Raw genomic sequence first — 25,599 nt, forward strand, 5'->3', positions numbered from 1 at the left:
GGGGCGGGTCCTTGAGTCCAAGGGCCCGCCCCGCCTCGTTCTTTTGGAGCAGATCCCCGGTCTCCGCCACCGAAGAACACTCTTGCCGTTAAGGTGTACTTGCAAGTTGATTGCAATAAGCGGTCCGAAGGGCTTGGCATGGCCATCTACACACTTCCTGAACTCCCGTACGACTACTCGGCGCTGGCCCCGGTCATCAGTCCCGAGATCATCGAGCTGCATCACGACAAGCACCACGCCACGTACGTCAAGGGCGCGAACGACACGCTGGAGCAGCTCGCGGAGGCGCGGGAGAAGGACCAGTGGGGGTCGATCAATGGGCTGGAGAAGAATCTGGCCTTCCATCTGTCGGGCCACATCCTGCACAGCATCTACTGGACCAACATGACCGGCGACGGTGGCGGGGAGCCGCTGGAGGCGGACGGGGTGGGTGAGCTGGCGGGGGCCATCGCCGAGCACTTCGGGTCCTTCGGCCGGTTCAAGGCGCAGCTGTCCAAGGCGGCGGCGACCACCCAGGGGTCCGGGTGGGGTGTGCTGGCGTATGAGCCGGTGAGTGGGCGGCTGGTGGTGGAGCAGGTGTACGACCACCAGGGGAACGTGGGGCAGGGCACGGTGCCGATCCTGGTGTTCGACGCCTGGGAGCACGCCTTCTATCTGCAGTACAAGAACCAGAAGGTGGACTTCATCGAGGCCATGTGGAAGGTCGTCAACTGGCAGGATGTCGCCCGCCGTTACGCGGCGGCGAAGGAGCGGGCGCATAATCTGCTGCTCGCGCCGTAGCGCCGCGACAGACCTCCTGCTCTCGTGATCGTCTTCTCAACCTTCACGGGCAGGCGGAAAAACAGGGCCCCCGCGCGGTCGAGTCGCGCGGGGGCCCTGCCGTACAGGGGTATCGAGGGTGGGCGTCAGTCGAAGATCGGGCCCACCGTGCGGGTGCGCTTGATCTCGTAGAAGCCGGGGATGGCGGCGACCATCAGGGTGCCGTCCCAGAGCTGGGCGGCGGCGTCGCCCTTGGGGGCGGGGGTGACGACCGGGCCGAAGAAGGCGATCTGCTCGCCGTCCGAGCCGGGGACGGCGATGACCGGGGTGCCGACCTCCTGGCCGACCAGGTCGATGCCCGCCTTGTGGGAGGCGCGCAGCTCGGTGTCGTACGCGTCGGAGTCGGCCGCGTCCGCGAGGTCGGCGGGCAGTCCGGCCTCCTCCAGGGCGGCGACTATCGTCGCGCGGTCCTTCTCCAGGCCCTGGTTGTGGAAGCGGGTGCCGAGGGCGGTGTAGAGGGGGCCGAGGACGTCGCTGCCGTGCTTCTGCTCGGCGGCGATGCAGACCCGGACCGGACCCCAGGCGGTCTTCATCAGCTCCTGGTACCGCTCGGGCAGCTCGTCCAGCTTGGGCTCGTTGAGGACGGCGAGGCTCATGACATGCCAGCGCACCTCGACCGGGCGGACCTTCTCCACCTCGAGCATCCAGCGCGAGGTCATCCAGGCCCAGGGACACAGCGGATCGAACCAGAAATCAGCAGGAGTCTTGACGGTCTCGGTCACGGTCTCTCCTCAGACGGGCACGTGCGAATAAAGAGGTATCGGGGGTTGTCCCGTACGGACAACGTGGCCGGACCCGGCGACCATTCCCCGATGCCGGGTGTCAGTGCCACGTGACATGATTCCCGCTGTCCGAATGGCGAGAGGGAACACGAGGGAGCCGCTACGTGCCCGGTGAGAACCTGACCCGTGACGAGGCCCGCGAGCGGGCGAGGCTGCTGGCGGTGGACGCGTACGACGTGGCCCTCGATCTGCGGTCCGCGGTCGGGGCGGATACCGGACCCGGGCCGCGCACCTTCCGCTCCACGACGACCGTGCGCTTCCGCTGCGCCGAGCCGGGCGCCGCGTCCTTCGCCGACCTGGTGGCGCCGGAGATCGTCGCGGTGCGGCTCAACGGGCGGGAGCTGGACCCGGCGGCCGTCTTCGACGGGACCCGGATCGCCCTGGAGGGGCTGGCCGGGGAGAACGAGCTGGTGGTGGACGCGCGGTGCGCGTACAGCCGCACGGGCGAGGGGCTGCACCGCTTCGTGGACCCCGAGGACGGCGAGGTGTATCTGTACACCCAGTACGAGCCCGCCGACGCCCGCCGGGTCTTCGCCAACTTCGAACAGCCCGACCTGAAGGCGCCGTTCACCTTCTCGGTGACCGCCCCCGCGGGCTGGACGGTGCTGAGCAACGGGACGGTCGCCGGAGCCGAGCCGTCCGGTGACGGCGACGGGGCCGCGACCACCCGCTTCACCCCGACCCTGCCGATCTCGACGTACATCACGGCCGTCGTCGCGGGCCCGTACCACTACGAGAGCGACCGGTACCGCCGCACCCAGCCGGACGGCTCGGTGCTGGAGATCCCGCTCGGCGCGCTGTGCCGCAAGGGGCTCGCCAAGCACTTCGACGCGGACGACATCTTCACGGTCACCAAGCAGGGCCTGGACTTCTTCCACGACCACTTCGACTATCCGTACCCCTTCGGGAAGTACGACCAGGCGTTTGTGCCGGAGTACAACATCGGCGCGATGGAGAACCCGGGGTGCGTGACCTTCCGCGAGGAGTTCATCTTCCGCGGCAAGGTCACCCAGGCGTCGTACGAGCACCGGGCGACGGTGATCCTGCACGAGATGGCGCACATGTGGTTCGGCGACCTGGTCACCATGGAGTGGTGGGACGACCTGTGGCTCAAGGAGTCGTTCGCCGACTTCATGGGGGCCTTTGCGCTGGTCGGGGCGACCCGCTTCACCGACGGCTGGATCACCTTCGCCAACCGCCGCAAGTCCTGGGCGTACCGGGCCGACCAGCTGCCGTCCACCCATCCCGTCACGGCTGACATCCGGGACCTGGAGGACGCCAAGCTCAACTTCGACGGGATCACCTACGCCAAGGGCGCGTCCGTGCTCAAGCAGCTGGTGGCCTACGCCGGGCAGGACGCCTTCCTGGAGGGGGCCCGCCGTTACTTCAAGCGGCATGCGTACGGGAACACCCGGCTGACCGATCTGCTGTCGGTGCTCACCGAGACCTCCGGCCGGGACATGGCGGCCTGGTCCCGCGCCTGGCTGGAGACCGCGGGGGTCAACGTACTGACCCCGCAGGCCGTCTATGACGCCGAGGGGCACATCACCGAGCTGGCCGTCCTCCAGGAGGCCGGGGCCGACAGCCATCCCACCCTGCGCCCGCACCGGGTCGCGGTCGGGCTGTACCGGAAGGACGCGGCCGCCGGGGAGCGCGCCGGGGCGCTGGTGCGCTACGCCCGCGCCGAGGTGGACGTCGACGGCCCGCGTACGGTCGTCACCGAGCTGACCGGGGCCGAGCGGCCCGATCTGATCCTGGTCAACGACGAGGACCTCACCTACTGCAAGGTCCGCTTCGACGAGGTCTCGCTGGACACCCTGCGCGAGCATCTGGGCGACCTGAGCGATCCCCTCGCCCGCGCGCTGTGCTGGTCCGCGCTGTGGAACCTCACCCGGGACGGGCTGATGCCCGCCCGCGACTACCTCACGCTGGTGGAGAGGTTCGCCGGGGCGGAGAGCGACATCGGCGTGCTCCAGATGGTCCAGGCGTGGGCGCTGTCGGCGCTGCATCACTACACCGCGCCGGAGCGCCGTACGGAGGCCGGGAGCGGGATCGCCGAGGGCGCGCTGCGCGAGCTGCGGCTCGCCGCGCCGGGCAGCGGGCACCAGCTCGCCTGGGCGCGGTTCTTCGCCCAGGCCGCCTCCGGCGAGGCCGAGTTGCGGATGCTGCGGGGGCTGCTGGACGGGTCGGCCCGGATCGACGGGCTCGATGTGGACCAGGAGCTGCGCTGGACGTTCCTGGCGTCGCTCGCCGCGCTGGGCGAGGCCGACGAGAAGGCGGTCGCTGCGGAGCTGTCCCGGGACGACACCGCGTCCGGCAAGCGCCATCAGGTGCGCCTCCTGGCCGCCCGGCCCTCGGCCGCGGTCAAGGCCGAGGCGTGGGCGACGGTGGTGGACTCCGACCGGCTCTCGAACGCGCTGGTGGAGGCCACCATCGCGGGCTTCGACCAGCCGAACCAGCGCGAGCTGCTGGCCCCGTACGCCCCACGCTACTTCGAGGCGATCGAGCGCATCTGGCAGGAGCGGTCGATCGAGATCGCCATGGCGATCGTGCGCGGGCTGTTCCCGGGCACGCAGGGCGACGCCACCACCCTGGCCACGACCGACGCCTGGCTGGCCGGTCACCCTGAGGCGCCGTCCGCGCTGCGCCGACTGGTGCTGGAGGCCCGCGACGACCTCGCGCGGACCCTGCGCGGACAGGAGTGCGACGCGCGGGCCGCCGGATGACCGGCCGCGGCGGGGGCCCTTTCGGCATTCGAACTGCCGTACTTTAGTGCGGTGTTGTCCGGTTTTGTCGACGGTTCTGTCACAGCGGTGAGCGGGGTGGAGCGGGCGGGAATGGCGGGGTCATGAGCCACAACACACCGCTGTCCCCCCGTCCCCTCCACCAGCTCTCGGACGCCCGCCGCCGGGTCCTGACCACACATCAGCTGCGTGAGCACGGCGTGACGGCGGCCCAGACCGCCGAGCGCTGCCGGGCCGGTGGCCCCTGGCAGCGGATCCTGCCGGGCGTGCATCTGCTCCACCCGGGGCCGCCGACCGGCGAGGAGCGGCTGTACGCGGCGCTGCTGTACACCGCGAGCCGCGGCCACGCGGGCGACCACGGGCGTGGGGATTCCGCAGGGGACGGCGAGGCGATGATCACCGGACTCGCGGCGCTCGCCCTGCACCACTTCTCCTCCGCTCCCCCGCTGGCCTCCCTCGACCGCGTCGACGTCCTCGTACCGCACGCCCGGCGGCTGCGCTCCACCAGCTTCGTGCGCTTCGTCCGCGCCCACCCCCTCCCGTCGCCGCAGGACCGCGCCGGGATGCCCGTCGCCCCGGTCGCCCGGGCGCTGGCCGACGCGGTCGCCCGGCTCTCCGACGCGGTGACGGTGCGGGCGCTGCTCACCGAGTCCGTGCGCCAGGGGCACTGTGACGCCGCGGCCGTGGTCACGGAGCTGAGCGGGGCCCGGCTGCTGTCCCGGCCGCATGTCGTCGACGCCGTGGACGCGCTGCTCGCCGAGGGGCGGGCCATCGCCGAGGGCCGGTTGTACGACATGGTGCGCGGCTACGGCCTGCCCGAACCGCTGTGGAACGTGGAGCTGCGGCTGCCGGGCGGGCCCGCGCTCGGCGGGGTGGACGCGTACTGGCGGGATCAGGGGGTCGCACTGGAGATCGACGCCCGGGCGCCGCGCCACGGCGGGCCCGTCCCGGGCACCGCCCAGGCCCGGCGGCGCGAGCATCTGGAGGGGATGGGCATCACGGTCGTGCGCGTGACGCCCAGGCGGCTCCGGGAGGGCCTGGAGGAGCAGGCCGCGGTGGTCCGTACGGCGCTGATCGCGTCCGCCGACCGCGGCCCGGCTCCCTATGTGCTGCTCCTGCCGCGCTGAGAGTGCTCGGGGCTGAGAGCGCTCAGGGCTTGCGCAGCAGCAGCTCGGTGTTGCGGTCGTCCGGGTCACCGGCGAGGGTCTGGCTGGCGCCGGGCGCGTTGAAGGCCAGTTCGCGGTAGAGCGCGGCGAGTCCGGTCTGCGACAGGTCCTCGAAGTCGGTGCGGCGCGGGGCCGCCGCCTCGATGAGCGTGGTGAACAGGGACAGCGTGCCGTCGTGGTTGTCCACGACCTCGATGACCCGGGCCAGCTGGGGGAAGTCGACGTGGGAGGCGGTGGTGATCTCCCAGAAGGTGTCGTGCGGCGTGATCTCGTTCTGGTGGCTGTGGCCGTTGATCCAGGCCACCACGTGGGGGTTGCTCTGAAAGAGGGAGACCACCTCGTCGCCGCCGTGCCGGGCCTCGCCCGGGCGGGACGGGTCGGCGTTCATGTTGTTCATGCTGTCGCTGTAGTGGTGGCTGTAGACGATGACGTAGTCGTCCTTGTGCTCCTTCAGCGTCTTCTCCAGCCACTTCAGCTGGGCGGTGCCGATCGAGCCGGTGTAGTGGCCGCCCGGGTCGGTGGTGTCCAGGCTGATCCCGACGACGTTCTCGGAGATCCGGAACGAGTAGTAGAGGGTGCCCTCTTCGAGGTTGGCCTTGGTGTAGCCGTGGCCGACCGGGCCCGCCCCGGCGGCCAGCGGGTCGAGGTGCGCGGCGAGGTATTCCTTCTGGGTGAAGGGAGCGCGGCGCTCGTCCGGGGTGACCGTGCGCATCTCCTTGGCGTGCGCCTCCACCAGCGCCTTCATGTCGGCGCCCTTGGGGTCGGCGCCCTTGCGCTGGCCCTTGTAGATCGCCGCGGCCTCGTCGGCCGGGATGAGCTGGAGCTTCCGCTTGCCGGTCGCGATGTCCGCGATGTAGTCGGCGCCGAACGAGTAGACGCCGCCCGCCAGATCGTCGTGGTTGCCGATGGTCGAGTACCACGGCAGCCGCAGGCCGGGGCTGTTGACGGTGCGCAGGGCGGCGTCGAGGAAGCCTTCGATGCGCGGGAAGCCGAGCTGCTTGTCGGAGTCGCGCAGCGCCTGGTCCGGGTGCCAGAACTCCTTGAGCCCGCTGTTCTGCACGCCCTCGTAGTGGCGCGGATCGCCGGTGTTGGGGGTGATCCGGCCGCCGTTCATGGCGGTGAGGAACCAGTCCAGCTCGATCTTCGAGTTGTTGTCGGTGTTGTCACCGGTGGTCATCACGAAGGAGAGCGGGGCGCCGGTGGCCGGGCCGCCGCGCAGCCCGTTGACGCGCTCGATGAGGGAGGCGAGACCCACGACGGTGAGCGCCTCGTGGGGACGCCAGGCGCCGGTGCGCCCGGAGCGCAGGAACTCGTAGCGCAGCGGGTGCTGAACGTCCGCCAGGTGCAGGTCCGTCAGCTGGACGAACGAGGCGAGGGCGGTGCGCCGGTCCTCCCGGCCGCCCTTGGCGCCAATGATGTCGGTGCGCACCTGGCGCTCCCAGGCCGGGCCGTCGCCGAGGCGCCGGTAGCCGCCGGTACCGGTGGTCGGCGCGGAGAACGTCTCCAGCGTGGTACCGGCGTCGGAGGGGGCGGCGGGCGCCTGGGCCACCCTGCGTCCCGCGGCGCGCACCGTGGCGGGCTGCGACGCCTTCGCCGTTCCGCTGCCGGGACCGAAGGCGATGCCGAGACCGGCCGTGGCGCCGGTGGCTGCCGCGGCGGTGAGAAAGGTGCGACGGTCGAGCGCGGCGACCGCGGAGGCGGCGGACCGTATGCGGGACATGCGCGATCTCTCCCCGAGTGGATTCGCGAAGCGGGTGGACAGCGGTGGCTGTCCTCACTTCGGATCGTTGGCATCGGGGATGGCGTGGGAGTGAACGACATGGCAACGCCGGTCGCCGATCTCCTCACGACGATCTTCGTGAAGAAAAAGGCCATCGCACCCTCGTGAACAGGAATTCTTCCGCTCACTTCGTGTTCACCCGCGCGGGAAGCCCGGGACCCGCCGCGGGGCGCCGCACCAGCGTGGCGTTGGTCACGGAAGGGTTACGGCGGGGCCTGAGACACTGGCCGGAAGGGTAGGCGCCATCACGAGATACGACCAAGGAAAAGGGTTCATATGAGGATCGGAATCGTCGGAGCGACCGGCCAGGTCGGCGGAGTGATGCGGAGGATACTCGCCGAGCGCGACTTCCCCGCCGACCAGCTGCGGCTGTTCGCATCCGCGCGTTCCGCCGGCCGCACGCTCCCCTGGGGCGGCACCGAGGTCACCGTCGAGGACGCGGCCACGGCCGACTACTCCGGGCTGGACATCGTGCTGTTCTCGGCGGGCGGCGCCACCTCCCGGGCGCTGGCCGAGAAGGTCGCCTCGCAGGGCCCGGTCGTGATCGACAACTCGTCCGCCTGGCGCATGGACCCCGACGTCCCGCTGGTCGTCTCCGAGGTCAACCCGCATGCGGCGGTGCAGCGCCCCAAGGGCATCATCGCCAACCCGAACTGCACCACCATGGCGGCCATGCCGGTGCTGCGCCCGCTGCACCGGGAGGCGGGGCTGACCGCCCTGGTCGCCACCACCTACCAGGCCGTCTCCGGCTCCGGGCTCTCCGGCGTCGCCGAGCTGGACAGCCAGATCCGCAAGGGCTCCGAGCGCGCGGCCGAGCTGACCCACGACGGTTCGGCGCTCGACCTTCCCGAGCCGGAGGTCTACGCCCGCCCGATCGCCTTCAACGTGCTCCCGCTGGCCGGGAAGATCGTCGAGGACGGACGGCTGGAGACCGACGAGGAGCAGAAGCTCCGCAACGAGAGCCGCAAGATCCTGGAGATCCCGGACCTGAAGGTCTCCGGCACCTGCGTCCGGGTCCCGGTCTTCACCGGCCACTCGATCCAGGTGAACGCCCGCTTCGAGCGTCCGATCAGCGTCGAGCGGGCCGTGGAGCTGCTGGCCGGTGCCCCGGGCGTGGCCCTCAGCGACATCCCGACCCCGCTGCAGGCCGCGGGCCAGGACCCGAGCTTCGTGGGCCGGATCCGGGCGGACGAAACGGTCGAGAACGGCCTCGCGCTGTTCCTGTCCAACGACAACCTGCGCAAGGGCGCGGCGCTCAACGCGGTGCAGATCGCCGAGCTGGTGGCGGCCGACCTGAGCTGACGCCACACCTCATCCGGGGGAGCGGCCGACGGCCGCTCCCCCGCGGCGTTTCCCCGGCCGGTCATGTACCGGCGCCGACCGGCTCCGACGTGCGAGGATGGCAATCCGCCTGACGCATGGCGTACCGCACATACCGCACATGACGAACGGGAGAGAGCCGACGTGCCTGGTACCAACCTCACCCGGGAGGAAGCGCAAGAGCGAGCGCGCCTCCTGACCGTGGACGCGTACGAGATCGAGCTGGACCTGAGCGGCGCGCAGGAGGGCGGCACCTACCGATCGGTGACCTCGGTGCGCTTCGACGCCGTCGAGGCGGGTGCGTCCTCGTTCATCGACCTGGTGGCGCCCACCGTGCACGAGGTGGTCCTCAACGGGGACGCCCTGGACCCCGCCGAGGTCTTCCAGGACTCGCGGATCGCGCTGCCGTCGCTGCTGGCCGGGCGCAACGAGCTGCGGGTCGTGGCCGACTGCGCCTACACCAACACCGGTGAGGGGCTGCACCGCTTCGTCGACCCGGTCGACCAGCAGGCGTACCTCTACACGCAGTTCGAGGTGCCGGACGCCCGCCGGGTGTACGCCAGCTTCGAGCAGCCGGACCTGAAGGCCACCTTCCAGTTCACCGTGAACGCGCCCGAGGGCTGGACGGTGATCTCCAGCTCGCCGACGCCCGAGCCCAAGGACAACGTCTGGCACTTCGAGCCGACGCCGCGCATCTCGACGTACGTCACCGCGCTCATCGTCGGCCCGTACCACAGCGTGCACAGCTCGTACGAGAAGGACGGCCGGTCGGTGCCGCTGGGCATCTACTGCCGTCCCTCGCTCGCCGAGTTCCTCGACTCGGACGCGATCTTCGCGGTGACGCGGCAGGGCTTCGAGTGGTTCGAGGAGAAGTTCGACTACGCGTACCCCTTCGCCAAGTACGACCAGCTCTTCGTGCCGGAGTTCAACGCGGGCGCGATGGAGAACGCGGGCGCGGTCACCATCCGCGACCAGTACGTCTTCCGCTCCAAGGTGACGGACGCGGCGTACGAGATGCGGGCCGAGACCATCCTCCACGAGCTGGCCCACATGTGGTTCGGCGACCTGGTCACCATGGAGTGGTGGAACGACCTGTGGCTGAACGAGTCGTTCGCCACCTACACCTCCATCGCCTGCCAGGCGTACGCGCCGGGCAGCAGGTGGCCGCACTCGTGGACCACCTTCGCCAACTCCATGAAGACCTGGGCCTACCGGCAGGACCAGCTGCCGTCCACCCACCCGATCATGGCCGAGATCAGCGACCTGGACGACGTCCTGGTCAACTTCGACGGCATCACGTACGCCAAGGGCGCGAGCGTGCTCAAGCAGCTCGTCGCGTACGTCGGCATGGACGAGTTCTTCCAGGGCGTCCAGGCGTACTTCAAGCGCCACGCGTACGGCAACACCCGGCTCACCGACCTGCTCGGCGCGCTGGAGGAGACCAGCGGACGCGACCTGAAGACCTGGTCGAAGGCGTGGCTGCAGACGGCCGGTATCAACGTGCTGCGCCCGGAGATCGAGACGGACGCCTCCGGCACCATCACCGCCTTCGCGGTACGGCAGGAGGCCCCCGCGCTGCCGACCGGCGCCAAGGGTGAGCCGACGCTGCGGCCGCACCGCATCGCGATCGGGCTGTACGACCTCGACGCGACCGGCAAGCTGGTCCGCTCCGAGCGGATCGAGCTGGACGTGGACGGCGCGCTGACCGAGGTGCCCGCCCTTGTCGGCACGAAGCGGTCCGCCGTCATCCTGCTCAACGACGACGACCTCTCGTACGCCAAGGTCCGGCTCGACGCCGACTCGCTCGCCGTCGTCACCGAGCACCTGGGCGACTTCGAGGCATCCCTGCCGCGGGCCCTGTCCTGGGCCTCCGCCTGGGACATGACCCGGGACGGCGAACTGGCCACCCGGGACTACCTAGCGCTCGTGCTGTCCGGCGTGGCCAAGGAGTCGGACATCGGCGTGGTGCAGTCGCTGCACCGCCAGGTGAAGCTCGCGCTCGAGCTGTACGCCGCGCCGGAGTGGCGTGAGACCGGGCTCGCCCAGTGGACCGACGCCACGCTGGAGCATCTGCGTGCCGCCGCCCCCGGCAGCGACCACCAGCTCGCCTGGGCCCGCGCCTTCGCCGCGACGGCCCGCACCGACGCCCAGCTCGGCCTGCTCGCGGGGCTGCTGGACGGCAGCGAGACGATCGAGGGCCTGGCCATCGACACCGACCTGCGCTGGGCGCTGGTGCAGCGGCTCGCCGCGACCGGGCGCGCCGACGAGGCCGGGATCGCCGCCGAGCTGGAGCGCGACAAGACGTCGGCGGGCGAGCGGCACGCCGCCACCGCGCGCGCCGCTCGGCCGACCGAGGCCGCCAAGGCCGAGGCGTGGGCGTCGGTCGTCGAGGGCGACAAACTGCCGAACGCGGTGCAGGAGGCGGTGATCGGCGGGTTCATCCAGACCGATCAGCGGGAGCTGCTGGCCCCGTACACCGAGAAGTACTTCGCGGCGGTCAAGGACGTCTGGAACAGCCGCAGCCATGAGATGGCGCAGCAGATCGCGGTGGGGCTGTACCCGGCGCTCCAGGTCTCCCAGGGCACGCTGGACGCCACGGACGCGTGGCTGGCCTCCGCCGAGCCCAGTGCGGCGCTGCGGCGGCTGGTGACCGAGTCGCGGGCGGGCGTCGAGCGCGCGCTGAAAGCCCGCGCGGCGGACGCCGCGGCGGCGGGCTGACCGAGCCGCTCACCGGCCGGTGCGGGCCCTGTCCGGGGCCCGCACCGGCCTCCGGTGGCTTCAGCGCGCCCGGTCGGCGTAATGGATCGCCTCCCAGGGGGCCCGGTTCCACGGGCTCTCGGCCCGGGCGGGGTCCAGAAGGCCCCGCAGATGAGCGTCCGAGACCTGCTGCGACGCCGGGAAGTGCTCGTCCGGGGAGTCGCGCAGCAGGCCCATCCAGATGGCCCGCCCCGTGAGATAGCCCTCGGCGTACTCCCGCCAGGACCGGTACGTGTCCCTGGCGAGCGGGACGATCTGGTGCAGCAGGGGCCAGGTGGCCGCCTCGTCGAGGTGACCGGCCGCGAAGCCCTTGCGGACGACGTCCACGTAGAGGCCCACGTCCCAGGCGATCGGGGAGGTGCTGGTGCGGGCCGAGGCCCGCGCGCGGTACCCCGTATCGGCCAGGTGCGCGAGACGCCTCAGCAGCTCGTCCCGCGAGGAGATCTCCCACTGCTCGGTCAGCCAGCTCCGGGCGCGCCCGTCGTCGAGGCGTACGAACGGGTAGAGCGTCGTCCGTGAGGCTTCCGGGCCCCGGTTCACGGGTGCGCACAGCGACACCATCCACAGCTGGTGCACCGTCAACGGCACCGGATACTTCCGCTCGGCCCGACGTCCTCGCCACATGGCGCAGACCCTAGCCCCGCCGTCGCCCCGCAGTTCAGCGGGGGTGGGTGGTCACCTGGGACAGGAAGGTGCGGATGTCGCGGGGGGTTTGGGGCGCGCCGCTCTCGGGGGCGGTCTGCGCTGCTCGCCGCTCGTGGTGGGCCGCCGCCTCGTGGTCGCCGCTCCGGCGGGCGATTCCGGCTGCCAGGCGGTGGGCCGTGCGGTGGCCGGGGTGGTCGGCGAAGACCTCCGTCAGCACCTCGCCCGCCGCCTCGTCGCGGCCCAGTTCGACCAGCACCTCGGCGAGGTCGGGGCGCGGGTCGGGGAGGGCGAGCCGGGCCATGGCGCCGTACTCGCCCACGGCCTGCGGATGGCGTTCAGCGGCCGTGCGCAGCCACCGTTCGGCCTCCTCCGGGCGGCCGAGTCCGCGTTCGGCCTTGGCCAGCCAGTACGCGGCCTCCGCGTGGTCGCCGTCGTGGGCGGTGTGCAGCAGCGGTACGGCGTCGGCGTGGGCGCCCCGGCGGACCATGCTGCGGCCCGCGAGGAAGGCGGGCGGTACGAGGCCGGTGCGGGCGGCGCGGACGTACCAGCGCTCGGCCTGCTGCGGGTCGCCGCCGCGCTCCTCGGAGGTCCGGCCGAGCCACCACGCGGCGCCCCCGTGGCCGAGCCGGGCCGCGCGGTGGAACCAGATCTCGGCGGTGCGCCCGTTCCCGGCGTCGTCGTGGATGCGGCCGATGTCGTACGCGGCGGAGGCGTCGCCCGCACCGGCGGCGGGTTCGTAGTACGGCACCATGAGCGTGCCCTTGGCGCCGCCCGACCGGTAAAGCATCCGGCCGAGGGCGAGGAGGGCGCGCGGGGTACCGGCCTTGCGGTACCACTCGGCGGCCTCGGGGAGCCGGTGGATGTGGTCCAGGGCCTCGGCGTGGGCGTACCAGGCGTCGGGCCCGCCGTCCCGGGCGTGGGCGCGCAGCGCGGGGAGGCGGTCGCGCCAATGGGCGGAGCCCTGCCGTCCGGGGTCGGCGCGGATGGCGGCGACGTCCTCCAGGGCTCTGATGACCCGTTCCTCGCTCTCCGAGAACGGGTCCCAGTGCTCCGGGTCGATGCCGGTGGACAGCAGCCACTCCTCGGCCTCGTCCAGCCGCCGCTGACGGGTGCAGAGCACGCCGAGGTTGTAACAGGCCCAGAAGTGGCCGCCGTCGGCGTCGTCGGCCGTGCGGTACCAGGTCTCCGCGGCCCGCAGCTCGCCGCGCTCCTCGGACCAGACGCCGAGCACGAAGGCGGCGCCGTCGTAGCCGCGTTCATGGGCGCGCTCGACCAGGGCGTGGGCCTCGTCCCGGCGGGCGGCGTCGCGGGCGACGAAGATGGCCTGGTCGACCAGGGCCTTGACGCTGCCGACCGCCGCGGCGCGGGCGTACAGCGCCTCGGCCTCGGCGACCATGTGCGGGTAGGCGTCGTACATGGTCGCCCGCTCGGGGTCGAGCAGCCCGCGCAGCGCCTCGTACGCGGCCTCGGGGTCGCCCGCGGCCTCCGCGTCGGCGAGGGCGTCGCGCCAGCCCGCCAGCTCGGCGAGGAGGTCCTCGATCACCTTGCGGGTGCGGGTGGCGACGTCGTCGCCCTCGGCGGACGCCTCGGCCAGCCGCTCCAGGGCGGTGTCCCACTCGCCCCGGGCGGCCAGCATCATGGCGCCGCTGGTCGCGCAGGCGACGCTGCCGAGCGCGGCCCCGCGCCCGTACCACTCCTCGGCACCGGCCGGGTCGCCCGCCTCCTGGAGGAGCCGGGCGAGCCCGAGGGCGCAGCCGCCGTCGCGGTCGGCGGCGGTGCGGTACCACCGTTCGGCCTCGGCGAAGTCGCCGCGGTCCTGGTGGCATATCGCGAGGGTGCGCGAGGCGTCCGCGTCACCGGCGTCGGCAGCCCTGGCCCACCAGGGCAGGGCCTCGTCCAACTGCCCGCGCCCGGTGAGGAGTTCCGCGTAACGGCGGTACGCGCCCGGCTCCCCGGCCGCCGCCGCTGCCCGCAACTCGGCTGCCGCGTCACGGCTTTCACCGGGGATTTCCTCGGGTGCCGCGCCGGACGTCCCGTGCGAAGGATGATCGACCATCACCCGATGGTGCCAGAGTGATCAATCCCGTTCGGCACGGGCCCTGCGCCGGGCCAGCAGCGCCTCGCGGCGCTCGTCGAACTTGGTGGCCTGGTCGTCCAGTCCGCCCATGTAGAGGCCCAGTTCCTCCTGTGCCTTCAGGCCCTCCGGGCCGAGCCCGCCGATCTCCAGCACCTTGAGGTAGCGCAGCACCGGCTGGAGGACGTCGTCATGGTGGATGCGCAGGTTGTAAATGCCGCCAATCGCTATCTGCGCGGCGGCCCGCTCGAAGCCGGGCATGCCGTGACCGGGCATCCGGAAGCCGACGACGACGTCGCGGACGGAGCACATGGTCTGGTCGGGCGCCAGCTCGAACGCCTTCGAGAGCAGGTTCCGGTAGAAGATCATGTGCAGGTTCTCGTCGGTGGCGATGCGCGCCAGCATCCGGTCGCAGACCGGGTCGCCGGAGTGGTGGCCGGTGTTGCGGTGCGAGATGCGGGTGGCCAGCTCCTGGAAGGCGACGTAGGCCACGGTGTGCAGCATGCTGTGGTTGTTGTCGGACTCGAAGCCCTCACCCATGTGGGTCATGCGGAACCGCTCCAGCTGCACCGGGTCGACGGCGCGGCTGGTGAGCAGGTAGTCGCGCATGACGATGCCGTGCCGCCCCTCCTCCGCCGTCCAGCGGTGCACCCAGGTGCCCCAGGCGCCGTCCCGGCCGAAGAGGGTCGCGATCTCGTGGTGATAGCTGGGGAGGTTGTCCTCGGTGAGGAGGTTCACCACGAGCGCGATCCGGCCGACGTCGGTGACCTTGGACTGGTCGGGGGCCCATGCCTCGCCGCCCATCACCCCGTCGAAGTTACGGCCGTCGCTCCACGGCACGTACTCGTGCGGCATCCATTCCTTGGCGACCTTCAGGTGCCGGTTCAGCTCGGTCTCGACGACTTCTTCGAGCGCGTACAGGAGCTGGGTGTCGCTCCACACGGCCTGACCGTTGCGGCTGGAAGGGGCGAGGGTCACTGCGGAGCTCCTGGGGACGGGTACGGCGGACTTTACCTACGGCTCCGTAGGTTACGGCACCGTAGGTTAAAGCGAAAATAAACCGCCTGGTTCCGGCGCGTGGCGGCCCCCCGATACGGGGAAGGGCCCGCATACGACGAGGGCGCCCCCGGCCGGTCGGCCAGGGGCGCCCTCGCAGCGCCGTTCAGCGCTTCAACGATCGCTCGCCCGTCGTCAGTCGGTCTGCTGACGGGACGTCTTCTTGTCACCCAGCATGACGAGGCCCGCGATCACCAGGAACAGGAGGATCGGGGCGACGACGAAGAGGCCCAGCGTCTCGGCGACGCTCAGGCCCGGACCCGGGTCGTCACCGTCGTCGCGGGTGAGCGCGAACGCGGGGGACGACATCAGCTGCATCGCCGTCGTCGCGGCGATGACGGCACCGGCGCGTACGGCGTTCTTTTTGACCTTGTTGCTCACACGCTCAAGCTATCGGACGCCCGTGGCGGGCGCGTGCCCGGGGTGGCCCTTAGGCACTCCCGCCCTTCAGGGCGTTCCCGCCCTCGCCGCGCGGTGGACGGTCACCGGCAGCAGCCGTGGCGTCGCGCGGGACTCCTTGACCCGCACCCGCACCGTGTCGGCGGTCACGGCCGTGGGCAGGGCCAGGATGCGCCGCGCGCCGATGGTGGTACCGGAGGCGATGTCCCGCCAGGCCCCCGTCCCCGTACGCGCCTGCACGGTGAACGCCTCGACCCGCTGGCCGTACCGGATGTCCTCGCCGAGGCGCACCCGGTCGAACGTCACGGGGGCGCCGCCGGTCGGCAGGCCGGAGCCGTAGGTGTTCCGTACGGCCGTGCCGAAGGCGGTCAGCGAGGCGACGTCGGCGGCGTCGATCCGGCCGTTCTTCGCGGGCGGGACGTTGAGCAGCAGCGAGGCGTTGCGGCCCACGCTGCGCTCGTACAGCGACATCAGCTGCGCGGCCGTCTTGGGGCGCTCGGCGGGGTGGTGGAACCAGCCCGGGCGCAGCGAGACGTCCGCCTCGGCCGGATACCACTGGAGGTACTTCACGCCGGGGGCGGTCAGCTTCGCCCGGGAGCCGATGTCAGCGTCGGTGGAGTCGTTGGGCAGCCCGCCGCCGATGACCGTCCCGGGGTCGATGGCGGACGGGGTCACCGACCACTCCGTCTCACGGGCGACGCCGTCCTCGTTGCCCACCCAGCGCACGCCCTGGGCGCCCTGGAAGACGACGGCGTCCGGGGAGAGGGCGCGGATCAGCCGGAACCAGTTGGCGACGTTGTACTTCTGCGTGACCCCGGCGCCCGACCAGGGGTTCGCGCCGTCCAGCCAGAACTCGTCGATGGGGCCGTACTGGGTGAGGATCTCGTAGATCTGGTTGAGGTAGTACGCGTCGTAGTCGTCGGCGGTGAAGCGGAAGCTGGGGAGCTTGCCGGAGGCGACGTCGGCGGCGCGGTCGTCGCCGGGCACGAGGGTCGGGATGGTGCGCTCGGTGGGCGTGCTGCCGTTGCCGTACCGGCCCTGGCCCGCGGGCGCGCGGCCGGCGTCCTCCAGCGCCATGCGCTCCGGCAGCGACAGCTGCTCGCCGTTCGCCTGCTTCTCCCGGACCTTCTCGACCCACTGGGCGTGCCAGGCGTGCGGCAGTTCGGCCCCGTCGGCGGGCGACAGATACACCCCGACCTTGAGGCCCGCCGCCCGTGCCGACTTCGCGTACGCGCCGAGTACGTCCCCGTCCGGGTTCCTGCCGCCGGGGCCGCGGGTCCACCAGGGGCTGGCGGCCACGTCGTGGTCCGTGTAGCGGCTGGGGTAGAGCGTGAAGCCGTCGTGGTGCTTGGCGGTGAGCATGACCTGCCGGGCTCCCGCCGCCTTGTACGCGCCCATCCACTGGTCGAAGTCGAGCGCGGCGGGGTCGAACAGCTTCTCGTCCTCGGTGCCGGAGCCCCATTCGCGGTTGGTGAAGGTGTTCATCCCGAAGTGGGTGAAGGCGGTGACCTCCCGCTGCTGCCAGGCGAGCTGGCCGGGGGTGGGGACGGTGTGCACGGCCTTGTCGATGATGCGGGCGGGGGTGTCGCAGTCCTCGATGACGTGCTGCGATGCGTTGGCGATGGGGTCCTCGCAGCCGTCCTGGGCGGCGGCGCCGCCGCCCAGGGGTATCAGGGTCGCCGCGGCGGCCATGGTGGCGAGGGCGAGGGTGCGGAGTCTTCGGGCGGGTCGTCGTCGTCCGGGCATGGGTCCCCTCCACGGAGCGTGGCTGTGTCCATGACAGCAATCCCCCACCCCGCCCACGCCCAAAACCGCGCCCCCAGCCCGCGGCCCCGGGGGGCCTGGGCCACGGTCAGTGGCCGGGGCGGTCCCGGTGACCGGGATGCAGGCCAGTGGCCGAGTGCGGCCCGGTGGCCGGTTTGTGCCCACCCGTTCCTCCCCCAGCTACCGCTGGGAGGTGCCCCCTCGCGGAACGCCTGCCCACAAACCGGGGGCCCCTGGGGCGCAGCCCCGCAGGGGGGAGCGGGGGCTGCCCCCGGGTTCGGGGAGGGGCGGGGTGGGGGTTGCCCCCGGAGGGGGCTAACCCGGGTCGGTCAGGGTTGCCATCAGGGCGTGGAGGCGGGGGGAGGATGCCAGGTCCTCCAGGGTCATCGGGCTTCCCGACGCGTCGGCGATCGGCAGGCGCCAGTTCGGGTACTGATCCCACGTTCCCGGCAGGTTCTGCGGGCGCCGGTCCCCTACCGCGTCGGGGAGCCACACGCCCACCATCCGCGCGGGCGTGCGCAGCAGGAAGCGGTGGACGGCCCTGATCGCGGCCTCCTCGTCGCCCGGCCCCTCCGGCAGCAGGCCGAGCCGTCCCAGCAGCTCCGTCCACTCGGCGACCTCGGCCGCCTCGGCGGCCCGCTCGGCCGCGAGGGGGCGGGACAGCAGGCCCAGGCGGTGGCGCAGGGCGACATGGTCGCCGGTGAGCCGGGCCGCGGTGCTGGGGAGGTCGTGCGTGGTGGCCGTGGCCAGGCAGTCGGCGCGCCATTCGCCGGGGGCCAGCGGACGGGCGGCGCCGCCGCCGTTCCAGTCGCGTTCGAACCACAGCACCGACGTCCCGAGTACGCCCCGCCCGGCCAGGGCCTCCCGTACGCCGGGCTCGACGGTCCCCAGGTCCTCCCCTATGACGACGGCCCCCGCCCGGTGCGCCTCCAGGGCGAGCACGCCGAGCATCGCGTCCGCGTCGTACCGGACGTACGTGCCCTCGGTCGGCGGCCTGCCCTCGGGGACCCACCACAGCCGGAACAGGCCCATCACATGGTCGATGCGCAGCGCGCCCGCGTGCCGCAGCAGGCCGCTCAGCAGCTCGCGGTACGGAGCGTAGCCGGTGGCGGCGAGGGCGTCCGGGCGCCAGGGCGGGAGGCCCCAGTCCTGGCCGCGGGAGTTGAAGGCGTCGGGGGGCGCGCCGATGGACATGCCGGAGGCGAAGACGTCCTGCAGGGCCCAGGCGTCGGCGCCCGAGGGGTGCACCCCGACGGCGAGGTCGTGCACCAGTCCGACGCCCATGCCCGCGTCGAGCGCCGCGCGCTGGGCGGCGGCGAGCTGGCCGTCGGTGAGCCAGGCGAGCCAGGAGTGGAAGTCGGCGCGGTCCAGGTGCTCGCCGCGGGCGCGGGCGGTGCGGGCGGAGCGCGGGTCAGCCAGGCCGTCGGGCCAGGTGCGCCAGTCGGGGCCGTACGTCTCGGCGAGGGCGCACCACAGGGCGTGGTCCTCCAGGGCCTGGCCGCGCTCGGCGAGGAAGTCGCAGTAGGCGGCGCGGCGGCCGGGGCTGAGGGGGACGGCCCGTACCAGCTCCAGGGCCTCGTGCTTGAGGGCCCAGACCGCGTCCCGGTCGATCAGGGCGCCGTCGCGCAGGACGGACGTACGGAGCGCGGCCGCGGCCTCCAGCAGCCGGTCGGCCCGCTCGCGGGCGGCGCCGCCGAGGTGGGCGTATTCGGGCACGTTCTCGACCCGCAGATGGACGGGGTCGGGGAAGCGGCGCGAGGAGGGGCGGTAGGGGGAGGGGTCGGTGGGGGCGGCCGGGGTGCCGGGCACCGCCGCGTGCAGCGGGTTGAGCTGGATGAATCCGGTGCCGAAGGAGCGCCCGGACCAGGCGGCGAGGTCGGCCAGGTCACCGAGGTCGCCCATGCCCCAGGAGCGGGCGGACAGCAGCGAGTAGAGCTGGACGAGGAGGCCGTGGCTGCGGGCCGGGGGCGACGGCATCCGGTCGGGGGCCACGACGAGGGCGGCGGTGGCGGTGCGCCCGTCGGGGGTGTGCGCGGTGAGGGCGTGGGTACCCAGGGGTAAGTCCGCGCCCGGCACCCATCGCGTACCGACGGGTAATAACGGGCCGTCGACGGCCACCGGCCCCCACCCGCGTGGCGCGCCGTCCTCGGTGCGTACGCGCAGCTCCGTACCGTCGGGCAGGGCCTCGGCCAGGCCGTCGGGCAGGGCCCGGTGCGGCGTTCCGCCGGGGCGCAGGACCACGCAGGGGGGCAGCAGCCGGTCGCGCTGTCGGCGCTCATGCCGGTCCAGCGCGTCTTTCACTGATCGGGGGGTGGAGGCGTCCACGCCCAGCGCGGCGAGTACGGCTACGACGGTGTCCTCGGGCACCTGGACGGTGCGGCCCGGGGCGGGCTCGTAAGAGGTGGCGACACCGTGCAGCTCGGCGAGCCGCGCTCTGCCCATCAGTACTCCATCGGCTCCACGCATGTGCCCGCGCCGGTCCCGGCGGCGGTCGGCTCACTGGTCAGGGGCATTTCGGTGGCGAGCGGCGGCTCGCTGGTCAGGGGGATGTTGTCGGCGAGCGGGGGCTCGCTGGTGAGGGGCGCCTCGGTGGCTACACCGGACCCGAAACCGTCCAGTCCGCACAGTCCGCAGTCGGGGTCGGAGACCCCGGCGAACGGGTCCGGCTCGCGCACGGCTTCGGGCACGGGTTTGGACAGGGCGCTGGGAAGAAGAGCTGACGCGGCCACACGGACCTCCGTGGGGTGTCGGCAGTGTGTCAATGACGAGCTCTACCCACTCAAGCCGACCGCAGACGTAAACGACACCCGGACGTGCCGCACGTCACACCTTCGGGACAGGCGATTTCGCGGCCGGGAGGGGTCGAGAACACAGAGCTTACGGACAGGGCCCGCCTTCATCCGTCAGAATTGCGGGGGCGACACGACGGCGCGCAGGGGGGGGCGGCCCGCAGGGGGCGCACAACCGTCGGCACCACCGCGCTCGCGGCAATGCCGACAGTTCGGTCATGCGCGTTGACACCCTCACCGGCGTGCTGGTGGGCTCGTCGCCGATTGGCGCCTTTTGCGGCCGATACGACGGGGCCAGCTATCTGAATCAAGGAGACGCCCGTGCACTTCCGGGGGAAGAGGCCGAGGGCAGTGGGGGCGACGGCCATGGCGGCCGCGGTCATCGGCGGACTGCTCGGCGGCGCCCAGGGGGCGAGCGCCGCACCCGTGGATCCCGGCACCACCGGGACCTCCACACCGGACCGGAACAGCACCGGGGACGTACCGCCCGTGTGGCCGCGGCCCCAGTCGCTGCGCGCACAGGGGACGGACGTGGCGATATCCGGCGAGGCCACGCTCGTCGCCGACGGCGACGCCGATCCGTACGCGCTGGACGCGCTGCGTGCCCTGCTGCACGACGCGGGGGTGCGTACGGTCAGCGAGGCCACCCCAGGGGGCACGCCCCCGGCGCGCGGACTCGTGGTGCACGCCGGAGGCAAGGGCGCGCAGAGCGCGTTGCGCGCGCTGCGGGCTCCGGAGCGCGGCGACCTTCCGTCCGGCGGCTACCGGCTGGCCACCGGCCGGGTGGACGGGCGCGCCACGGTCGCGCTGGACGGCGTCGGGCCGGACGGCCTCTTCCACGCCGTCCAGACGCTGCGCCAGCTGCTCGTCCAGCGGACCGGGCAGGGCTCCCACGCCTTCGCCGGGGTCACCGTCCGCGACTGGCCCGGTTCGGCGGTCCGCGGCACCACCGAGGGCTTCTACGGCTCTCCCTGGTCGCAGCGGGACCGGCTGGCCCAGCTGGACTTCATGGGACGCACCAAGCAGAACCGCTACCTCTACGCGCCCGGCGACGACCCGTACCGCCAGGCCCGCTGGCGCGATCCGTACCCCGCCGAGCGGCGCGCGGAGTTCCGCGAGCTGGCCACCCGCGCCCGCGCCAACCATGTGACCCTCGGCTGGGCGGTCTCCCCTGGCCAGGAGATGTGTTTCTCCTCCGACAGCGATCTGAAGGCGCTGCTGAAGAAGGTCGACGCCATGTGGGCGCTGGGGGTGCGCTCCTTCCAGCTCCAGTTCCAGGACGTCAGCTACAGCGAGTGGCACTGCGGCAAGGACGCCGACACCTTCGGTTCCGGTCCGAAGGCGGCCGCGAAGGCGCAGGCCGGGATGGCCAACGCGGTCGCCCGCCACCTCGCCGGGCGGCACCCGGACGCGGCCCCGCTCTCGCTGATGCCGACCGAGTACTTCCAGGACGGCGACACCGAGTTCCGGCGCGCGCTGGCCGCCGAACTGGACACCGCCGTCGAGGTGGCGTGGACCGGCGTCGGGGTGGTGCCCAGGACGATCACCGGCGGTGAGCTGGCCGACGCCCGGTCCGCCTTCGGCCACCGGCTGGTCACCATGGACAACTACCCGGTCAACGACTACGCCCAGGACCGGATCTTCCTCGGCCCCTACACGGGCCGGGACCCGGCCGTGGCCACCCAGTCCGCCGCCCTGCTGGCCAACGCCATGGAGCAGCCGACCGCGTCCCGCATCCCGCTGTTCACGGCGGCCGACTTCGCCTGGAACCCGCGCGGCTACCGCCCCCAGGAGTCCTGGCAGGCGGCCATCGACGACCTGGCCGGACCGGACCGCAAGACCCGCGCGGCGCTGCACGCGCTCGCCGGGAACGACGCGTCCTCGGTGCTCGGCGGCGACGAGTCCGCGTATCTGCGCCCCCTGACCGACGACTTCTGGGCGGCGGTCGGCCGTACGGACGTGGGGCGGCTGGACCGGGCGGCGGACCGGCTGCGCGCGGCGTTCGCCACGATGCGCGACGCCCCCGAGCGGCTGTCCGGGATGCTCGGCGACGACGTACGGCCCTGGCTCGACCAGCTCGGGCGCTACGGCGACGCGGGCGTGCGGGCCGTGGACATGCTCACCGCGCAGGCGCACGGCGACGGCGACAAGGCATGGACCGCCCGGCTCGCGGTGGAGGGCCTCCGCGAGAAGATCGCGGACAGCCGGGTCACGGTGGGCAAGGACGTACTGGACCCCTTCCTGAAGAAGGCCCTGGCCGAGGCGGACCACTGGTCCGGCGTGAAGCGCTCGGGCAAGGAGAAGCTCCGCACGCGCGAGGACGACCACGCGGCCGCCGACGGCAAGGCGACCACCACGGTGGCCTCCCCGGGCAAACCGGTCACCGTGCGCTTCGGCCGCACCCGGCCGCTGTCCTCGGTCTCCGCGCTCACCGGGCGGTCCGCGGAAGGCTCGGGCACCGTCGAGGCCCATGTGCCGGGCGAGGGCTGGCGCAGGCTCGGCGCGCTGGCCGCGGACGGCTTCACCCAGGTCGGCGGCAAGGGCGTACGGGCCGACGCGGTCCGGCTCAGCTGGGCGGCGGGCACCACCCCGCCCACCGTGCACGAGATAACCCCCTGGTTCGCCGACACCCCGGCCGCCGAGCTGCGGCTGTCGCGCACGTCCGTGGACGCCGAGGTCGGCGGCCGGTCCGCGACCATCAAGGCCGAGCTGACCTCGCTGCGCCCCGGCGATGTGAACGACAAGCTCACGCTGCGCACCCCGCGCGGCATCACGGCCCGGGCCCCCGAGGGGGTGACGGCCCCGCGCGGGGCCACGGCGACCGCCCGTATCGAGGTTTCGGTCGACGAGAACACCAAGCCGGGCACGTACGCCGTCCCGGTCCGCTTCGGGACGGAGCAGCGCATGCTGACCGTCCGGGCCCTGCCCCGCACCGGCGGCCCCGACCTGGCCCGCGCCAAGGGCACGAAGGCGACCTCGTCCGGCGACGAGACCCCCGACTTCCCGGCGTCCGCGGCCGTCGACGGCGACTCCGGAACCCGCTGGTCCTCCCCCGCCGAGGACGGCGCCTGGCTCCAGCTCGAACTGGCCCGCCCCACCCACCTCGGGCGGCTCGATCTGCGGTGGCAGGACGCGTACGCCTCGCGCTACCGGGTCCAGGTCTCGGCCGACGGCCGCACCTGGCGCACGGCGGCGACCGTCACCGACGGCCAGGGCGGCCGGGAGATGGTGGGGGTGGACTCCCCCGACACCCGGTTCGTCCGGATCCAGGGCATCGAGCGCGGCACCCGCTTCGGCTACTCGCTCTGGTCGGTCGCGGCGTACGCGGTGGAGGAGACCAAGGGCAAGAAGCCGGGCAAGGGCTAGCGCGCCGAGGTGCCCCTTCGGCGGGTGAGCCGAAGGGGCACCTCGGGGGCGAGCCGAGCCTCAGAAACGCTTCAGCCCGGATCTCAGGCCGATTTGCAGCCGTCGATCCGGGCCATCGCGTCGTCCGCGCCGAATGCCTCCAGGTATGGCAGCCAGCGCGGGTCCCTATGGCCGGTGCCGATGATCCGCCAGGCGAGGCCGGACGGCGGCGCGGGTTGATGACGCAGCCGCCAGCCGATCTCGGCGACATGTCGGTCTGCTTTGACGTGGTTGCACCTGCGACAGGCGGCGACCACGTTTTCCCAGGTGTGCTGCCCGCCACGGCTGCGCGGGATGACGTGATCGACGCTGGTTGCGACGCCACCGCAATAGGCGCATCTGCCACCGTCGCGGGCGAACAGGGCGCGGCGGGTGAGCGGGACGGGCCCGCGAAAGGGCACCCTCACGAAGCGCTTCAGCCGGACGACGCTGGGAGCGGGGATCGCGCGGGTCGCGCTATGCATCAGGGCGCCTGAGTCCTCGAGGCTGATGGCCTTGTCGTTGAGGACGAGAATGAGCGCGCGGCGGAGCGGTACGACGCCGAGCGGCTCGTACGACGCGTTGAGGACCAGGACATGCGGCACGGATGCCTCCTTGTACGCCGGCGGCGCGTGGCTCGCGCCGGGACGATCTCACCCAGTTTCCCCTGAACCCTGGCCGGAACGCCACTATCACCGGGTTAACGGTTGAGAGGCATTTCCGCGTACCGCACGTATACGACCCCCACACACTGCACACGAGGCCCTGGAGACCTCGCCGGAGTGGCAAGAATCACGGCTCGCGGCGGCCCCGGGGCCGCCCCGACGATCACCGGGTCCCGACGGGCGGCGGAAACCGCGAGCTGAGGCCGTTCCCCCTGCTTTCGTGCGCCCCCCGGGCGCGCTCGCGCGCTCTCGAACACAGGAACGGCGGTTTCCCGCGCCCGGCTACTGTGTGAAGGAATTGCGCGCGCGCCAATACGCGCGGGCATGCCGTACACGAAGGGTTTCCGCTGTGTTCTGGTCCGCTGCTCTGGCCGCTGACTCGACGCCTCGTCCCCAGACCCCGTCTCTGGACGATGCGCACAGGAGCGCCACCAATGCCGCGGGCTGGGTGGAGGACAACTGGTCCACCTGGCTCAGCGTCGGGCTGCGCATAGCCCTGATCCTGGTGATCGCGTTTGTGCTCCGGTCCGTCGTACGGCGGGGGATCACCAAGCTGATAGAGCGCATGAACCGCACGGCCCAGGCCGTGAACGGCACCGCGCTCGGCGGGCTGCTGGTCAATGTCGAGCGGCGGCGGCAGCGGTCAGCGGCCATCGGCTCGGTGCTGCGCTCCGTCGCCTCGTTCTCGATCATGGGGACGGCGGGGCTGATGATCCTCTCCGCCCTCCAGATCAATCTGGCGCCGCTGCTCGCGAGCGCCGGTGTGGCGGGTGTGGCGATCGGTTTCGGCGCCCGCAACCTGGTCACCGACTTCCTCTCCGGCGTCTTCATGATCCTCGAGGACCAGTACGGAGTGGGCGACTCGATCGACGCGGGGGTGGCCTCCGGCGAGGTGATCGAGGTCGGCCTGCGGGTCACCAAGCTGCGCGGGGACAGCGGGGAGATCTGGTACGTCCGCAATGGCGAGGTCAAGCGGATCGGCAACCTCAGCCAGGGCTGGGCGACGGCCGGGGTGGACGTCCAGATCCGCGCCGACGAGGACCTGGAACGGGTCCGCGAGGTGATCAACCAGGTCGGCGTGGACATGGCCAAGGACGAGCCGTGGAACGAGCGGCTGTGGGAGCCGATCGAGGTGCTGGGGCTCACCGCGGTCTATCTGGAATCCATGATCGTCCAGGTCTCGGCGCGCACCATGCCGGGCAAGGCACTCGGCGTCGAGCGCGAGCTGCGCTGGCGGATCAAGAAGGCGCTGGACGAGGCGGGCATCCAGCTGGTCGGCCACCCGCCCGAGGCGAACCTGGCGTCCGAGGCGGGCGACGCGTCGGGATCGGTGAACGCACCGTCCGCGCTGGCCAACCCGGACTCGCCGCAGTCGGTTGCGGCCAGCCCCCTCACGCCGCCCGCCACGACGACACCGCCCGCCCCCTCGAAGTGAACCTCTGAACGAGAGAGGAC

At 72.4% G+C, this 25,599-nt stretch carries 17 protein-coding genes; 7 read left to right on the forward strand and 10 right to left on the reverse strand.

From position 1 onward, the window contains the following. The first annotated feature begins 138 nt into the window (after positions 1 to 138). Positions 139 to 780 carry a superoxide dismutase gene (locus ACZ59A_RS05120; protein WP_470953635.1) on the forward strand — a complete coding sequence of 214 codons (642 nt, stop codon included), beginning with the start codon at positions 139 to 141 and terminating at the stop codon, positions 778 to 780. Between the two features lie 125 nt (positions 781 to 905). On the opposite strand, the gene ACZ59A_RS05125 is transcribed toward ACZ59A_RS05120, so the two are convergent. Further along, positions 906 to 1,541, reverse strand: coding sequence for a mycothiol-dependent nitroreductase Rv2466c family protein (locus ACZ59A_RS05125; protein WP_470953638.1), 636 nt, complete (start codon positions 1,539 to 1,541; stop codon positions 906 to 908). A gap of 164 nt (positions 1,542 to 1,705) precedes the next feature. Here ACZ59A_RS05125 and pepN (ACZ59A_RS05130) point away from each other — a divergent pair, with 164 nt between their 5' ends. Both pepN (ACZ59A_RS05130) and ACZ59A_RS05135 read left to right on the forward strand, forming a co-directional pair. Then, positions 1,706 to 4,327 (forward strand): aminopeptidase N, encoded by a 2,622-nt coding sequence (gene pepN / locus ACZ59A_RS05130; RefSeq protein ID WP_470953641.1) that lies wholly within the window; start codon positions 1,706 to 1,708, stop codon positions 4,325 to 4,327. A 122-nt stretch (positions 4,328 to 4,449) separates the two neighbouring features. After that, positions 4,450 to 5,472, forward strand: a complete 1,023-nt coding sequence (locus ACZ59A_RS05135; protein WP_470953644.1) for a hypothetical protein — start codon at positions 4,450 to 4,452, stop codon at positions 5,470 to 5,472. A 22-nt stretch (positions 5,473 to 5,494) separates the two neighbouring features. Here the strand turns inward: ACZ59A_RS05135 and ACZ59A_RS05140 are convergent, their stop codons facing one another. After that, entirely contained in the window at positions 5,495 to 7,231 is a 1,737-nt protein-coding gene (locus tag ACZ59A_RS05140) for a TIGR03767 family metallophosphoesterase (RefSeq protein ID WP_470953646.1), read from the reverse strand. A gap of 336 nt (positions 7,232 to 7,567) precedes the next feature. Between ACZ59A_RS05140 and ACZ59A_RS05145 the strand changes: the two genes are divergently transcribed. Together ACZ59A_RS05145 and pepN (ACZ59A_RS05150) are read left to right on the forward strand one after the other, a co-directional pair. Beyond that, complete coding sequence (locus tag ACZ59A_RS05145; RefSeq protein WP_468050094.1) at positions 7,568 to 8,593, forward strand: aspartate-semialdehyde dehydrogenase; 1,026 nt, start codon at positions 7,568 to 7,570, stop codon at positions 8,591 to 8,593. Positions 8,594 to 8,755: 162 nt separating this feature from the next. After that, complete coding sequence (gene pepN / locus ACZ59A_RS05150) at positions 8,756 to 11,329, forward strand: aminopeptidase N (RefSeq protein ID WP_470953648.1); 2,574 nt, start codon at positions 8,756 to 8,758, stop codon at positions 11,327 to 11,329. Positions 11,330 to 11,389: 60 nt separating this feature from the next. Here pepN (ACZ59A_RS05150) and ACZ59A_RS05155 read toward each other — a convergent pair whose 3' ends face one another. The 7 genes from ACZ59A_RS05155 to ACZ59A_RS05185 all read right to left on the reverse strand — a co-directional run bounded on the left by ACZ59A_RS05155 (position 11,390) and on the right by ACZ59A_RS05185 (position 20,035). Continuing rightward, complete coding sequence (locus ACZ59A_RS05155; RefSeq protein ID WP_470953651.1) at positions 11,390 to 11,992, reverse strand: DUF1266 domain-containing protein; 603 nt, start codon at positions 11,990 to 11,992, stop codon at positions 11,390 to 11,392. Between the two features lie 34 nt (positions 11,993 to 12,026). Further along, complete coding sequence (locus ACZ59A_RS05160; RefSeq protein WP_470953654.1) at positions 12,027 to 14,069, reverse strand: tetratricopeptide repeat protein; 2,043 nt, start codon at positions 14,067 to 14,069, stop codon at positions 12,027 to 12,029. 21 nt (positions 14,070 to 14,090) lie between these two features. Then, positions 14,091 to 15,065 carry an acyl-ACP desaturase gene (locus ACZ59A_RS05165; RefSeq protein ID WP_470953656.1) on the reverse strand — a complete coding sequence of 325 codons (975 nt, stop codon included), beginning with the start codon at positions 15,063 to 15,065 and terminating at the stop codon, positions 14,091 to 14,093. 213 nt (positions 15,066 to 15,278) lie between these two features. Beyond that, the gene (locus ACZ59A_RS05170) at positions 15,279 to 15,524 is read right to left on the reverse strand and encodes a hypothetical protein (RefSeq protein ID WP_470953659.1); all 246 of its coding nucleotides are present in this window, start codon (positions 15,522 to 15,524) and stop codon (positions 15,279 to 15,281) included. A 66-nt stretch (positions 15,525 to 15,590) separates the two neighbouring features. After that, positions 15,591 to 17,288, reverse strand: a complete 1,698-nt coding sequence (locus tag ACZ59A_RS05175) for an alpha-L-fucosidase (protein WP_470953662.1) — start codon at positions 17,286 to 17,288, stop codon at positions 15,591 to 15,593. A gap of 333 nt (positions 17,289 to 17,621) precedes the next feature. Beyond that, positions 17,622 to 19,748 (reverse strand): 4-alpha-glucanotransferase, encoded by a 2,127-nt coding sequence (malQ, locus tag ACZ59A_RS05180; protein ID WP_470953665.1) that lies wholly within the window; start codon positions 19,746 to 19,748, stop codon positions 17,622 to 17,624. Continuing rightward, positions 19,748 to 20,035 carry a hypothetical protein gene (locus ACZ59A_RS05185; RefSeq protein WP_470953668.1) on the reverse strand — a complete coding sequence of 96 codons (288 nt, stop codon included), beginning with the start codon at positions 20,033 to 20,035 and terminating at the stop codon, positions 19,748 to 19,750. Before ACZ59A_RS05185 ends, malQ begins: the two co-directional genes overlap by 1 nt. A gap of 426 nt (positions 20,036 to 20,461) precedes the next feature. Here ACZ59A_RS05185 and ACZ59A_RS05190 point away from each other — a divergent pair, with 426 nt between their 5' ends. Beyond that, positions 20,462 to 23,461, forward strand: coding sequence for a beta-N-acetylglucosaminidase domain-containing protein (locus ACZ59A_RS05190; protein WP_470954650.1), 3,000 nt, complete (start codon positions 20,462 to 20,464; stop codon positions 23,459 to 23,461). A gap of 83 nt (positions 23,462 to 23,544) precedes the next feature. On the opposite strand, the gene ACZ59A_RS05195 is transcribed toward ACZ59A_RS05190, so the two are convergent. Further along, a complete protein-coding gene (locus ACZ59A_RS05195) occupies positions 23,545 to 24,084 on the reverse strand; it encodes an HNH endonuclease (protein ID WP_468050084.1) in 540 nt (179 codons plus the stop codon). A 409-nt stretch (positions 24,085 to 24,493) separates the two neighbouring features. Here ACZ59A_RS05195 and ACZ59A_RS05200 point away from each other — a divergent pair, with 409 nt between their 5' ends. Next, positions 24,494 to 25,579: a mechanosensitive ion channel family protein gene (locus ACZ59A_RS05200; RefSeq protein ID WP_468050083.1), complete on the forward strand. Its 1,086-nt coding sequence runs from the start codon at positions 24,494 to 24,496 to the stop codon at positions 25,577 to 25,579. Positions 25,580 to 25,599: the final 20 nt, after the last annotated feature.

It is taken from the genome of Streptomyces sp. NPDC040405 (assembly GCF_055595765.1).

Bases quoted from the DNA above. Each gene is read 5' to 3' on its own strand.
- ACZ59A_RS05155 (WP_470953651.1), bottom strand. From the start codon at position 11,992: ATGTGGCGAGGACGTCGGGCCGAGCGGAAGTATCCGGTGCCGTTGACG.
- ACZ59A_RS05140 (WP_470953646.1), bottom strand. From the start codon at position 7,231: ATGTCCCGCATACGGTCCGCCGCCTCCGCGGTCGCCGCGCTCGACCGT.
- ACZ59A_RS05135 (WP_470953644.1), top strand. From the start codon at position 4,450: ATGAGCCACAACACACCGCTGTCCCCCCGTCCCCTCCACCAGCTCTCG.
- ACZ59A_RS05190 (WP_470954650.1), top strand. From the start codon at position 20,462: ATGGCGGCCGCGGTCATCGGCGGACTGCTCGGCGGCGCCCAGGGGGCG.
- malQ (WP_470953665.1), bottom strand. From the start codon at position 19,748: ATGGGCAGAGCGCGGCTCGCCGAGCTGCACGGTGTCGCCACCTCTTAC.
- ACZ59A_RS05145 (WP_468050094.1), top strand. From the start codon at position 7,568: ATGAGGATCGGAATCGTCGGAGCGACCGGCCAGGTCGGCGGAGTGATG.
- ACZ59A_RS05160 (WP_470953654.1), bottom strand. From the start codon at position 14,069: ATGGTCGATCATCCTTCGCACGGGACGTCCGGCGCGGCACCCGAGGAA.
- ACZ59A_RS05175 (WP_470953662.1), bottom strand. From the start codon at position 17,288: ATGCCCGGACGACGACGACCCGCCCGAAGACTCCGCACCCTCGCCCTC.
- ACZ59A_RS05120 (WP_470953635.1), top strand. From the start codon at position 139: ATGGCCATCTACACACTTCCTGAACTCCCGTACGACTACTCGGCGCTG.